Here is a 13,782-nt window from a genome sequence, read left to right as displayed (position 1 = left end):
GGTGTTTATGATATTCGCAATTGGAGATCTTCACTTCGATTATACAGAAGAGAAACCCATGAATATTTTTGGTGATAATTGGGAAAATCACGAAGAAAAAATAATTGAAAATTGGAGGGAAGTAGTTAAAGAAGATGATCTTGTTCTATTGCCAGGAGATATTTCTTGGGCCCTTAAACTTGGGACTGCTGCTTTTGATTTAAAAAGGATAGATGAACTCCCAGGAATAAAGATAATTTCTAAGGGCAATCACGATTATTGGTGGTCTTCTTTAAACAAGATGAATAATTTAGATTTTAAGAGCATACATTTTCTTCACAACAATTCTTTTGAATATAAAGACTATTCAATTTGTGGTACAAGAGGCTGGGCATCACGAGATTCCTTTGAATTTTCAGAAGACGATGAAAAAATTTATTTAAGAGAAGTTCAAAGATTAAAAAATTCTTTAGATACATGTGTTAATAAAAAAATAATAGCAATGATACATTATCCACCCTTTAATCAGGATTTGGGAGTAAATGAATTTTCACAAACTCTTGCAGATTACAAGGTAGAAAAGTGCGTATACGGCCATCTTCATGGTAAGGGTCACAAATATTCCTTTGAAGGTGATTTGATGGGCGTTGATTATCATTTTGTAGCAAGTGATTTTTTGAATTTTAAGTTAAAGAAACTTGAGGAGGACTAATGGAAAGAGAAATTGAAGTTAAGCTTCTTGATATTGATATAGAAGATTTTGAAAATAAATTATTAAAACTTGGTGGAGTTTTTATTAAGGAAGAAGATCAGACAAATATTACAGTAAATTCTACTGCTCATAAAATATATAAAAAGAAAGGTTATTTAAGAATTAGGATAACTAAGTCACTTGAAGGTGAGAAAAAATATTTTACATTTAAGGAAAATATTTCTGATTTTAAAGTTAGAGACAATATAGAACACACAACTGAAATAAGTAGTGAAGAAGATTTAATTAATATTCTAAAGTGTTTGGGATATGATATTTATCACACTGGTTATAAAAATAGAAGAAAATATTCTTATAAGAATTTTATAATTGATATTGATACTTGGGATAAATTTACTTATCCAAAGCCTTATGTTGAAATAGAAGCTCAAAGTATGGAAGAGATATATAATCTTGTAGATAAACTTGATGTGGATAGAGAACATGTTTCGACAATGTCAATTGATGAACTTAGAAAATCTTTAAAAAAATAGTGTGACATATATAATAAATGTGTTATAATATTTTTATCGAATAAGGAGGAACTTATGTCTAAGTATAATTATATTAAATGGTTTGATGAAATTGGTAAAAAGGATGTAGGAATTGTTGGAGGAAAGGGAGCAAATCTAGGAGAACTAACTAGTTTTGGTCTACCAGTGCCTCCAGGATTTTGTGTAACAGCAGAAGCTTACACTAAATTTATTAAATACGCAGAATTAGATGAAGTTGTAAAATTTTTAATGGAAGCTGTTGACGTAGAAAATGTTGATGACTTAACTAATGCTTCAAAAGAAATCCAAAAGAAAATCAAGGAAAAAGATTTTGATCCAGAACTTGAGGAAGAAATTTTAAGAGCTTATAGAGAATTTTCTGAAAATATTGGCGTAAAAGATCCTGAAGTTGCAGTAAGATCCTCTGCCACTGCTGAAGATTTACCAGATGCATCATTTGCAGGACAACAAGATACTTACTTACACATTAGTGGTGAAGAAGAATTATTAAATCATATAAGAGATTGTTTCGCATCACTTTGGACATCAAGAGCAATTTATTACAGAGAAAAACAAAATTATGATCACTTTGATGTTGCATTATCAGTTGTAATTCAAAAAATGGTAAATTCTGAAAAATCTGGTGTAATGTTTACTGCAAATCCAATAAATAACAGCCAAGACGAAATGATGATAAATGCATCTTATGGACTTGGTGAAGCTGTTGTATCTGGAATTGTTACTCCTGATGAATATATTATTGATAAAAAAACTAAGAAAGTTATAGAAAAAAATATCGCTGAAAAAGAATACATGGTAATTAAAAACGAAAATGGTGTTGGAACTAGAACTGTAAGTGTAAAAGATATTTTAGGTTCAGATGCAGTTACAGAAGAAGCTCTTTCAGCAAAGGAACTTGATACATTAATCGAAAGAGGACTTAAAGTTGAAAAACTTTATGGCTCTGTTCAAGATACTGAATGGGGTTTTGACACAGATACAAAGGAATTTTATTTCCTACAATCAAGACCAATTACAACACTTGGTGGAAGTGAAGAAAAAGAAGAAAAACTAGTAACAATTTGTAAGGGACTTCCAGCTTCTCCAGGAATTGGTAGAGGTAAGGTTAAACTTATAAAGGATATTTCTGAAATAAACCTTGTTGAAGAAGGCGATGTTCTAGTAACTGCAATGACAAACCCAGACATGGTTCCAGCTATGAGAAAATGTGCTGGTGTTGTAACTGACGAAGGTGGAAGAACTTGCCACGCTGCTATTGTATCTAGAGAATTACAAATACCATGTATAGTTGGGGCTAAAAACGCAACAACATCACTTAAAACTGGTGATACTGTAACAGTTGATGCAGTAAGAGGTATTGTTTACGAAGGTGAAGTTCTTAAAGAAAAAGAAGAAAAGAAAACTGAAAGTCAAGGAAATGTATCAAGTATTGCTAATCTTGACGAACTTAGAAATCTCTTTGCCCCTACAACAGCTACAAAGATTTATATGAATCTTGGTGAGCCAGAACTAATTGAAAAATATAAAAACCTCCCAATGGATGGAATAGGTCTTATGAGAACTGAATTCATATTCACAAATATGATTGGTGCTCACCCTATGTATCTTGTAAAAACAGGTCAAGGAGATATGATGATAGAAAAACTTGCCGAAGGTATCTCCAAAGTTGCACAAGCAATTTATCCTAAAAACCTTGTTGTAAGAACAAGTGATTTTAGAACAAATGAATTTAGAGGTTTAAAAGGTGGAGATGAAGTTGAACCAATCGAAGCAAATCCAATGATTGGTTGGAGAGGTGTTTCAAGATATATTTCTCCTGAATATGAAGAAGGATTTAGACTAGAATGTAGAGCTATAAGAAAAGTAAGAGAAGAATACGGTCTAACAAATGTAATTGTAATGCTTCCATTTGTTAGAACTCCTGAAGAACTTAAAGTTGTTAAGGGAATTATGGCTGAAGAAGGTCTTGTACAATCTAAAAACTTTAAAATTTGGATTATGGCAGAAGTTCCAGCAGTTGTACTTCAAGCAGAAGAATTTGCAGAATTAGTTGACGGTTTCTCTATTGGATCAAACGACTTAACTCAACTTGTAATGGGTGCAGATAGAGATTCTGGAATTTTAAATAATATGGGATATTTTGATGAAAGAAATGATGCTGTAAAAATTGCTCTTAAAACAATTATTGATGCAGCAAATAAAAAGGGTATAACATGCTCAATATGTGGTCAAGGACCAAGTCAATATCCAGAACTTGCTGAATTCTTAGTTGAATGCGGTATTACATCAATGTCAGTTAATCCAGATACTGTTGAATACACAAGAAGATTAGTTGCTAGTGTAGAACAAAAAATTATTCTAAAAAAACTTAGACAAATGTAAAACTTATATTTAAACACATAAAAAATCTCATGATTAATTTCATGAGATTTTTTTATGAAAAAGCTTTTTAGACTTTCTTCAGTTATTATTTTTTATATTAATTTCTTATAATCGAGAAAATCTGCTCTTAAAGTTTTTGTAAAAGCATATTTCTCAAGTACAATGTTGCAAATATCGTCAATAAAGATAAGTTCTTTATCTATATAAATTTTATAATTTAAATAATCAAAAATATTGTAATCTTTATCTCGTCTTTTTGAAGATCCAAGATAAACTTCTGATTCGGGAAGACCACTAGCACAACATTGTTTACTACTTACTTTATCTATAAAAATGTCTTTTTCAGATTTCTTTTCTAAAAAATCTAAGACATCTTTTGAAATGTTTATCTTCAAATTACTCACTCTTCTTTATTAATGTAACAAAAAATTCACTCGCTTTTACAGCTTCAATGGAAATATAATTGTCTCCATCGAATTTTAAAACTTTGCCAGGTTTGAAATCTCTGTCTTCAGTATCATTTAAGATTACTTTTATTTCACCTTTAACAATAGTTACTAGAACAGTAAAACCAGGATGGTTGTGATTTTCAATAATTTCTCCTGATTCTAAAACCTTCTTTACAAGAGTAAATTCTTTTTCTTTAAATACTTTTCCGGGCATACTTCCTACATAACCTATCATTTTATACTTCCTTTCTAAAACTAAATGCTGTCAAAACTTTCACTTTTCAAATTTATCTAAATTGTTAAAACTTTCCAAATTTAAATTAGATTTGTCTAAATCTTTATCTCTTGACATATCTTTTGCTTCATCCAAATTCTTTTTAATAATTTGATCTTCTTCCATTGTACTTTCTTTTTCAGCTTTAATTTCATCGCCATTTTCAATATGCTTAATTAAATCCTCTGAAGATTTTAAATCTTCAATTTTGTATTCAGGCATCTCTTCTAAGAAAGTAGAAAGATTAATTGTTTCACTTTCATAAAGCCTTCTGATAATTTCATCTATATTTTGAGAATTTTTGCGAACCAATTCAGATCTAATCTCATTTAAAATATTTAATTTTTCAAGATTATATTTTTCTGTAAATTTTTCTAAGTCTTCAAAAATTATGTCAGTTACAGTTGGATTTAATCTGGAACTGTTTAGAGAAAAAGTTAGAGGGCCACGTTCAACTGATTTATTTATTGACATTAAAGATTTTGATAGAATATCAAACCTTTGATAAATCATATTTCTTGAGTTTGCTCTTTTTTCTAATGCTTCATTAATTTCGAAATCTTCAGTTGCTATTAAGACATAATCATAACCCATAAACATAAAATCTTTATCGATTTCATGTTCCTTTATCTTAATTTTACCCTGTGAATCTTCAGCTTTTTGCAAAATATTTTTTGTGAAAGAATCAGCTATCATGTATATTTCAGCTTCAGTATCTATTACAGATTTTAAGGCAGAAAAAGCAAGGTAACCACCGCCGAGAATGAGGATTTTTTTATCTTCAGTGTCAAGGCTCACTGGCAAGTAACGCATATTATCACTCCTTTATAAAATTTTTACATTAATGTATGTAACCTTTAAATTAATTATACCAAATATAAGAGTAAAATATTCAAATTAATTATTTTATTAAAACTTTTCAATGTTAATTTAATAATATTTTAACAATTAAAAACTCAACAGATTTTTATTTGTGTTATAATAAGTAAAAGAAGCTATAAAAAATGGAGGTTTTATTATGAAATCTAATAATTTAAAAAGAGCAGCTGCTCTTGGTCTTGCTACTTTAATGTTAGCTCCAAGTGCAACTTTTGCAAAAGAATTTAAAGATGTAAAAAAGAATAATAAATATTCTTGGGCTTACAATGCAATTGATACATTAAGCGATAAAAATATAATAAGTGGACATCCAGATGGAGAATTTAAACCAGGAGATTCTGTATCACTTGAAGAACTATTGCAACTTATAAAACAAGTTTTAAATCCAAGTGATAAGGAATTAAAAGATGCTAAAGAAAAATATGCAAAAACTGCAAAAGCCAATGGTGTAAAATCTTGGTCTGAAGATGCTGTTTGTCTAGCTCTTGATAGAGGTTACTTAGATGAAAGCGCTCTTAAAAAAGCTTATGAAAGAGGATTCTTTAATATTGATTCTAGAGAATATCCAAGTAGAGGAGACATAGCAATTTTCTTTGCAAGAGCTCTTAACTTGAACTCAAAAGGAAATACAAACTTATTAAAACACAAGGATCAAAATAAGATGAGTGAAACTCTAAAGGGATATCTTGCATCATTAGTTGAAGCAGATATTTTCACTTCTACAGGATCTGATGGAAACTTCGAAGGAGATAGACCTATCACTCGTGCCGAAACTGCAATAATTACTAAAGCTTCTTTTGATTATGCAGAAAAAAATACAATAAATGCAAAAACCGAAAAGAAAAAAGGTACTGTTGTCCTTTCTTCAAAACTTAACAATGTAAATGTAATTATTATTGAATCAAATAATCAAAAATATTCTTTTGATATTGACAACAATACAAAATATAAATTAAAAGACAAAGATCTTAAACTTGAAGATATTAAAGCAGGACAAGAAGTTGAAATTGAATATGTTAAAGCAAATAGTGGAGAAAGAGAAGGCACTGCAAAGACAATAAATGTTACAAATGCAATGCTTGACATGGTTGGATATGTAAATTCTAAGGGAAATAATCAAATAACACTTAGATACAGAAGCAATTCTGACACACTTAACTTTAGAACTACATCAAAGATTTCAACATCAGATACAAAGACTTTTGATCTTGACACAAATGTAAAAATTAAAGCTTATGGAAAAGATTTGAAACTTGAAGATATAGCTATTGACGATTTAGTTGAATTCAAGACTAATAATGATAATAAAATTACTGAAATGACAGTTTATCCTAAAGAAGCTTATGTAAAAGGACAAATAGTTTCTATAGATAACTCTAATAAAGATAAATCATCTATAAAGTTAAAATTAAGTGATGGAAAAACTTACGAATTCTACATTACAAATGAAACAAAAGATTTAAATAATATAACTTTTAGAGATGAAGTTAATTTATTTGTAAATTATAAAGTTGCAAAAGGACTTGCTTCTGATAATAATAGAGAAAACGATCTAATGGGAGAAGTAATTGGTTATAGTAGCGATGAGTCTTCTTTCGATTATAGAAACCGTTACATTGACATAAGAACAGTTGATGGATATACAAAAAAATATTATTTAGCTAATAGATTTGAAATAAAAAATTACAATGGAACAAGACAAACTCAAGTAACTGAATCCTATCTTAGAGGTAAAAATGTTTTGTTAACATTGAATAATTATGGAGAAGTTGAAACTATTACTATAGTAGATTCTAATCTTCAATTCAGTGCAATGTTTCAAGTTGTAAGTAGAAAAGATGTTAGTTTTGATAATAATAGAATTTATAAGATTGGATTAAAAGTTATACAATCAGATAATGCCAGATTAAATCCAGGAAACACTCTATATTTCCAAACAAGTCAAGAATTAGGATTATATGAAGTTTTATCACTTGACGGATATTTAAATTACGATGGAGAGATAATTTCAGATTCAAACAATAGAAGTCTTGGAAATCCAGGAGAATATTTAGATTATGCTAATGGTACTACAAGAAAAAGTGATTTTAAAGATTACAGATATTTCTTAAATAGTCACCGTCGTAGTTATAATAATAGTAATAACTATTATAATGGTGGAGCAAGACAATATTAATTAAATCACGAGATAGAAACCTCTAGGGGTTTCTATTTTTTTATCCTATTTTATGCTATAATTTAGCATGGAGTGATAAAATGAAAAAGAAAATAATAGCAATAAATTTAGTTCTAGCTATTTTGTTAGCACCAGCAAGTCTATTTGCGAAATCTTTTAAAGATGTTAAAGAAACTGGTAATACTTCTTGGGCATACAAATATGTAGATGAATTATCTAATAAAAATATTTTAAATGGCTATGAAGATGGAACTTTTAAACCTAATAACCCTGTTAGCTTTCTAGAAACTATGCAAATTATAAAAACTCTTTTAAATCCTAGTGAAGAAGAATTAAAATTAGCTAGAGAGGCTAATATGGAGATTGTGAACTCAAATGGAGTTTTGGATTGGGCAAAAGATGCAGTATCTTATAATCTCTATCATGGGACAATAACAGAAAAAACTTTAACAAGTGCACGAGAAAGAGGATTTTTAGAAAATAAAGTTTTTCCAAATAGAAATACAATTGCTGTTTATTTTGCAAGAGCTTTTACTATGGAAAAATCCAAAGATAAATCAAATTTAAATTATAAAGATATAGAAAAGATTCATCCAATTACTTTAGAATATTTACCAAGTCTTGTAAATAAAGAAATATTTACTTCTACTGGTTCAGATGGAAAATTTAACGGTAATTTAGCGATAAGAAGAAGTGAAATTGCAGTTATAACTTCTAATTCTTTAAAATATTTAGAAAATTATAAACCAATAGTTGAAAATAATCTTGATAATGAAGTAAAAGCTGAAGATCTTATTGTAAATTCTGAAGAAAATAAAAATCCTGTTAATGAAAATAATGATTCGATTTTAAATAATAATAGTATGGATAAAGCTGATTTAGAAGCTGGAGAAATTAGCACAAATGTTAATTTTAAAGGTGAAGTTATAGAAATAATTAGTAGTGAAAAAGTTAATTTTATTAAACTTAGAATAATAGAATCTGATTCAACAAGCTTTAATACAGGAGAAATTGTAACTGTAAATACTTTTAGAAAACATAATATAAATGACATAGTTGAGGGTAGTGGAACTCTTGGCGAAAATAGTCTTACAAACATAAAATTGAAATAATATTAAAGGGCTGTTCTTATGACGGCCCTTTCAAATTGGAGGAAAATTGGAATTTTTAAGTAGAACAAAAAGAATGATTTCAGATCAAGATATAGAAAAAATAAATTCAAAATCGGTATTAGTTTTTGGTTTAGGTGGTGTTGGTGGTTCGCTAGCTGAATCTTTAGTAAGAGCAGGAATTGGTAAAATTGGTCTAGTAGATGGTGATGAATACGAAATAACAAATGTAAATAGACAAGTTTTTGCAACTATGAAAACTATCGGAATGAGAAAAGTTGATGCTTGTAAAGAAAGACTTCTCGATATAAATCCAGATTTATTAATAAAAGAATATGATTTATTTGTAACTGAAGATAATATAAGTGATATTGATTTTGAAAATTATGATTATGTTGTAGATGCAATTGACACTATAACATCTAAGCTTTTGATAATAAAAGAAGCCTATGATAAGGATATTAAAATCATTTCTGCAATGGGAGCAGGAAATAGGCTTGATCCTACAAAGTTTAAAATTATGGATATAGAAAAGACGAAAAATGATCCTCTTGCTAGAATAATGAGAAAAAAACTAAAAGAAATGAACATAAAGAAATTAAAGGTAGTTTGCTCTGAAGAATTACCAATAAAAACCAGTGATAGAACTCCAGGTTCAATTTCTTTTGTACCACCAGTATGTGGCATGGTTCTTGCATCTTATGTAATAACTGATATCCTAAAAAGTTGAAATGATATCAAAAAACACATATAATATTTACCAGTAAGGAGAAGTCATGGATATAAATACATTAAATGATAAACAGAAGGAAGCTTTGTTAGCGACTGAAGGGCCCCTATTAATTTTGGCAGGTGCTGGAAGTGGTAAAACTAAAGTTGTTACTTCTAAAATCGCATATTTAATAGAAGAATTAAAAGTTCCTTCATGGAAGATTTTGGCAATAACTTTTACTAATAAGGCTGCCAATGAAATGAGGGAGAGAGTTGCAAAATTAATTGATGAAGATATCTCCTCAATGTGGATCGGAACTTTTCACTCAATTTGTGTGAGAATACTTAGAAGAAATATAGAAAAAATTGGATATAAGTCTAGTTTTACAATTTATGATAGAGATGACCAAATCACAGTAGCAAAAGAAGCTATTGCTGAACTTTATCTTGACAAAGATGTTTACAAAGCTAGGGCAATAGTTAATGATATTTCTAATATAAAAAGTGATGGACTTAGCCCACACGAATATTTAAATGTTAATAAGGGAAATTTTTTCAAAGAAAATCTTGCTAAAATTTACGAAATATACGAAAAGAAATTGATAAATAATAACGCTCTAGATTTTGATGATCTTTTAATAAAAACAGTTGAATTATTGAGAGATTATAAAGAAGTGAGAGATTTTTGTAGAGAAAAATTTGAATATATTTTTGTCGACGAGTATCAAGATACTAATAAAATCCAATATGAATTTATTAAATTAGTTTCTGGTAAATCACCTAATTTAACAGTAGTTGGTGATAATGATCAATCTATTTATAAGTGGCGTGGAGCAGATATAAATAATATCTTGAATTTCCATAAGGATTTTCCAGGTGCAAAAATTGTTAAACTAGAACAAAATTATAGGTCAACTCAAAAAATTCTTGAAGTTGCAAATAAAATAATTGAAAATAATTCTACTAGGATAGACAAAAATCTCTGGACTTCTAGAGATGGTGGAAAAGACGTCGTTTATAGAGAATTTCCACATTCAAATGAAGAAGAATACGGAGTTGTAAATAAAATTATTGGTCTACATTATAAAGGTGAAGAATTTAAAGACATGGCAATTCTTTATAGGACCAATGCTCAATCAAGAGGTTTTGAAGAGGATTTAGTTAGAGAGAGAATCCCCTATAAAATAGTTGGTGGACTAAAGTTCTATGACAGAATGGAAGTCAAAGACGTATTGGCATATTTAAGAGTTCTCAATAATAGTGATGATAATGTGAGTTTGTCAAGAATAATTAATAGACCAAAAAGAGGAATAGGCGACACTTCTCTTTCAGATATGTTGGATTATGCAGACAGGAATGGTATTTCACTTTATGATCTTGTGACTAACATTGATAAGTTTGAAGATTTAAATCTAAGAGCAAGAAAGAATGTAAAAGAATTTGGAAGTGTTTTGAAAATATTAAAAGATAGATCAGAAAATCTTTCCATAGGAAAACTCTTTGAAGAGGTTCTTTATGAAAGTGGTTATGTTCTTGATTTAAAAAATCAAAATACTATTGTAGCGAAAACAAGGCTAGAAAATATAGAAGAACTTCATTCCAATATTATGGAATATGATAGGGAAGGCGTTGAGCTAGCTGAATATTTAAATACTCTATCTCTTCTTTCGGATGTTGATAAAACTTCTGAAGATATTGGTGTTAATCTCATGACAATGCACGCAGCAAAGGGACTTGAATTTGGTACTGTCTTCTTAGTTGGACTAGAAGAAGGACTTTTCCCAACTAGTAGATCACTTGAAGATGAAGAAGAAATTGAAGAAGAAAGAAGACTTTGCTATGTAGGAGTAACAAGAGCTTGTAATAATCTATTTATATCATCTTCTAGGACAAGATCTATGTATGGTAAGTTAACGCCAGCAAAAAGAAGTAGATTTATAGAGGAAATGGGAGACAAAGTAGAAATAATTGAAGATAAAAATCGTGAATTATTGGAAGTAAGAGATTACAATGAGGGAAATAAATATTCTATCAATAGACCTAAAAGATTCTCAGGACTTGATAAAAAAGTTGAGACAAAAAAAGAAAAAGTTTCAGCTACTGATAAAAATATAAATGTTGGCGATAAGGTTAAGCATAAGATTTTTGGCAAGGGTATGGTAGTTCAAAAGAAAGAAAAGAATGGTGATTTTGAAGTTGTAATATCCTTTGACAAAAAAGGATTAAAAAGACTTATGCTATCTGTTGCTCCTATTAAGCTAGTTGATTAGTGGGTGAAATATGAATGATAAGATAAAAGAAATGGAAAATTTAATTCAAAAAATTGATAAATTAAATTACCATTATTATACCCTTGATGATCCACTTCTTTCAGATGGAGAATATGATAAGTTATATGATAAACTTGTCAATTTAGAAAATGAAACTGGGACTGTCCTCTCATATTCACCAACCACAAGAGTGGGCGGAGCGGTTTTAGATAAATTTAATAAACACATTCACCTTTCAAGATTGTATTCTATGGATAAAGCACAAGGTGATGATTCACTTCTAGCTTGGTATAATAGAATAATAAATTTTGTTAAAGATTATAACAACAACAATATAAATAAATTGCCTGATCCAGAATTTGTAGTAGAACTTAAATTTGATGGGCTTACCATAAATTTAACTTATAATAATAAAAATCTCATTATGGCATCAACTAGAGGAAATGGAAGTGTCGGTGAAGAAATATTAGAACAGGTTAAAACAATTTATTCAGTTCCACTTCGTATAAATTATTCGGGTAAAATTGAGGTTCAGGGTGAAGGTTTAATGCCTCTATCTGAACTTGAAAAGTATAATGAAAATAATGAAGAAAAACTAAAAAATGCAAGGAATGCTGCTGCAGGTGCCTTGAGAAACTTGGACCCTAAAGTAACTAAAAAGAGGAACTTAACAGCTTTTTTCTATAATGTTGGATATATTGAAGAAGATTTATTTAAATCAGATGATGATATTAAAAATTTCTTGAAAGATAACAACTTTAAAGTTTCAAAATATAATTTTAAAGTGAAAAAATTCTCTGAAATATTAGAAAAAATTAATTTAATAGGAGAAAATAGAGATAAACTTGATATACTAATTGACGGAGTTACTATAAAAGTAAATGATATTGAAACTAGAAAGGCTCTTGGTTACACTAATAAATTTCCACGCTGGGCAGTAGCCTATAAATTTGAAGCAGAAGAAATTTCAACAACTCTTTTAGATGTAATTTGGAATGTAGGAAGAACTGCCAAAGTAACACCATCTGCAATCTTGGAACCAGTAGAAATTGGCGGAGTAACTGTTAAAAGAGCAACTTTAAATAATTATGACGATATACTTAGAAAGAAAGTTAAAATTGGTTCAAGAGTTTTAATTAGAAGATCTAATGATGTAATTCCTGAAATTCTTGGAACTTTACCTAGTGATGAGAAGACAATTGAGATAGAAAAGCCAAAATATTGTCCTTATTGTGGTTCACACCTTTATCAAGATGGAGTTCATATTTTCTGTCCTAATACACTCTCTTGTGTGCCACAGTTAGTATCAAGATTAACTCATTTTGCATCAAGAGATGCAATGGATATAGAGGGTTTTAGTGAAAAAACTATTGAAAAACTTATGGAAACTGTAAATTTGAGAGAAATCCCAGATGTTTACAAGTTAAAATATGAAGATATAATAAGAATAGAAGGATTTAAAGAAAAGAGAACTAAAAATCTTTTAAATGCAATAGAAGAATCTAAAAATCCGGATTTGGCTAATTTTATATATGCCTTAGGAATCCCAAATGTAGGTATAAAAACTGCTAGAGATTTAGCAAATTATTTTAAAAATTTTGAAAAATTAAGAAATGCAGATGAAGCTGAACTTATTTCTATTGGAGATATAGGTGATATAACTGCGAGAGAAATTGTAGAATTTTTCCACGATGACAGAATAATTACAGCAGTTAGTGAGCTTTTTGAGTTAGGTGTAAAACCAAAATATGAAAATGATGAGGATTTAGAAAAGCCGCTTGAAGGAAATACTTTTGTATTAACAGGAAGTTTAGAAATTCCGAGAAAAGAATTAGAAGAAAAATTAATTTCTTTAGGAGCAAAAGTTACAAGTTCTGTTAGTAAAAAAACTGACTATGTAGTTGTTGGTGAAAACCCTGGTTCTAAATATGATAAAGCAAAATCTTTAAATATAAAAATTTTAAGTTTAAAAAATCTTAAAGAATTAGTAGGAGGTTTAAATGAATAAAGAAGAAATAAGGCATATTGCAAATATAGCTCAAATAGATTTTTCTGAAGAAGAGCTTGATAAATTTGCACCAACCTTTGAAGAAAATATTAAACTTGTTGACAAGATAAAAGAAATTGATACTGATGGTGTCGATAAAGTTTTTCAAGTTAATGGAACAGAAAATAATATTCGTGAAGATAAAACTGGTGAGTCTCTTTCACAAGAAGAGGCACTTGAAAATGCCGCTACTAAAAAATACGGTTATTTTAAACTTATTAAGTTTGTAGATTAGGAGGA

The 13,782-nt window shown here is 29.0% G+C and carries 12 protein-coding genes; 9 read left to right on the top strand and 3 right to left on the bottom strand.

What is annotated here, in order from left to right:
• The first annotated feature begins 7 nt into the window (after positions 1-7).
• From BN3657_RS06785 to ppsA, 3 genes are read left to right on the top strand one after another with little or no spacing between them, the layout of a single operon-like run.
• Positions 8-691 (top strand): metallophosphoesterase, encoded by a 684-nt coding sequence (locus BN3657_RS06785; RefSeq protein WP_019138330.1) that lies wholly within the window; start codon positions 8-10, stop codon positions 689-691.
• Positions 691-1,224, top strand: coding sequence for a class IV adenylate cyclase (locus tag BN3657_RS06780; protein ID WP_062552299.1), 534 nt, complete (start codon positions 691-693; stop codon positions 1,222-1,224). The genes BN3657_RS06785 and BN3657_RS06780 overlap by 1 nt, the downstream gene beginning before the upstream one ends.
• A gap of 54 nt (positions 1,225-1,278) precedes the next feature.
• Positions 1,279-3,627, top strand: a complete 2,349-nt coding sequence (gene ppsA / locus BN3657_RS06775) for a phosphoenolpyruvate synthase (protein WP_062552298.1) — start codon at positions 1,279-1,281, stop codon at positions 3,625-3,627.
• A 92-nt stretch (positions 3,628-3,719) separates the two neighbouring features.
• On the opposite strand, the gene BN3657_RS06770 is transcribed toward ppsA, so the two are convergent.
• The 3 genes from BN3657_RS06770 to BN3657_RS06760 are packed head-to-tail and all read right to left on the bottom strand — an operon-like array spanning position 3,720 to position 5,163.
• Positions 3,720-4,022, bottom strand: coding sequence for a hypothetical protein (locus tag BN3657_RS06770; RefSeq protein ID WP_062552297.1), 303 nt, complete (start codon positions 4,020-4,022; stop codon positions 3,720-3,722).
• Between the two features lies 1 nt (position 4,023).
• Entirely contained in the window at positions 4,024-4,311 is a 288-nt protein-coding gene (locus BN3657_RS06765) for a cupin domain-containing protein (protein ID WP_019138325.1), read from the bottom strand.
• 39 nt (positions 4,312-4,350) lie between these two features.
• Complete coding sequence (locus BN3657_RS06760) at positions 4,351-5,163, bottom strand: precorrin-2 dehydrogenase/sirohydrochlorin ferrochelatase family protein (protein WP_062552296.1); 813 nt, start codon at positions 5,161-5,163, stop codon at positions 4,351-4,353.
• Positions 5,164-5,368: 205 nt separating this feature from the next.
• On the opposite strand from BN3657_RS06760, the gene BN3657_RS06755 reads away from it, so the two are divergent.
• From BN3657_RS06755 to gatC, 6 genes are all read left to right on the top strand, one after another.
• Positions 5,369-7,405, top strand: a complete 2,037-nt coding sequence (locus BN3657_RS06755) for an S-layer homology domain-containing protein (protein ID WP_062552295.1) — start codon at positions 5,369-5,371, stop codon at positions 7,403-7,405.
• A gap of 80 nt (positions 7,406-7,485) precedes the next feature.
• Positions 7,486-8,517 carry an S-layer homology domain-containing protein gene (locus BN3657_RS06750; protein ID WP_062552294.1) on the top strand — a complete coding sequence of 344 codons (1,032 nt, stop codon included), beginning with the start codon at positions 7,486-7,488 and terminating at the stop codon, positions 8,515-8,517.
• A gap of 46 nt (positions 8,518-8,563) precedes the next feature.
• Complete coding sequence (locus tag BN3657_RS06745) at positions 8,564-9,244, top strand: tRNA threonylcarbamoyladenosine dehydratase (protein WP_062552293.1); 681 nt, start codon at positions 8,564-8,566, stop codon at positions 9,242-9,244.
• A 46-nt stretch (positions 9,245-9,290) separates the two neighbouring features.
• Positions 9,291-11,495: an ATP-dependent helicase gene (locus BN3657_RS06740; protein WP_062552292.1), complete on the top strand. Its 2,205-nt coding sequence runs from the start codon at positions 9,291-9,293 to the stop codon at positions 11,493-11,495.
• A gap of 10 nt (positions 11,496-11,505) precedes the next feature.
• Positions 11,506-13,503, top strand: coding sequence for an NAD-dependent DNA ligase LigA (gene ligA, locus BN3657_RS06735; RefSeq protein ID WP_062552291.1), 1,998 nt, complete (start codon positions 11,506-11,508; stop codon positions 13,501-13,503).
• Positions 13,496-13,777 carry an Asp-tRNA(Asn)/Glu-tRNA(Gln) amidotransferase subunit GatC gene (gene gatC, locus BN3657_RS06730; RefSeq protein WP_019138318.1) on the top strand — a complete coding sequence of 94 codons (282 nt, stop codon included), beginning with the start codon at positions 13,496-13,498 and terminating at the stop codon, positions 13,775-13,777. Before ligA ends, gatC begins: the two co-directional genes overlap by 8 nt.
• Positions 13,778-13,782 lie beyond the last annotated feature (5 nt).

Origin of the sequence: Peptoniphilus phoceensis (assembly GCF_001517665.2) — a bacterium.
Lineage (GTDB): Bacteria > Bacillota > Clostridia > Tissierellales > Peptoniphilaceae > Peptoniphilus_A > Peptoniphilus_A timonensis.
This window is presented reverse-complemented; position numbering and strand designations above follow the sequence as displayed.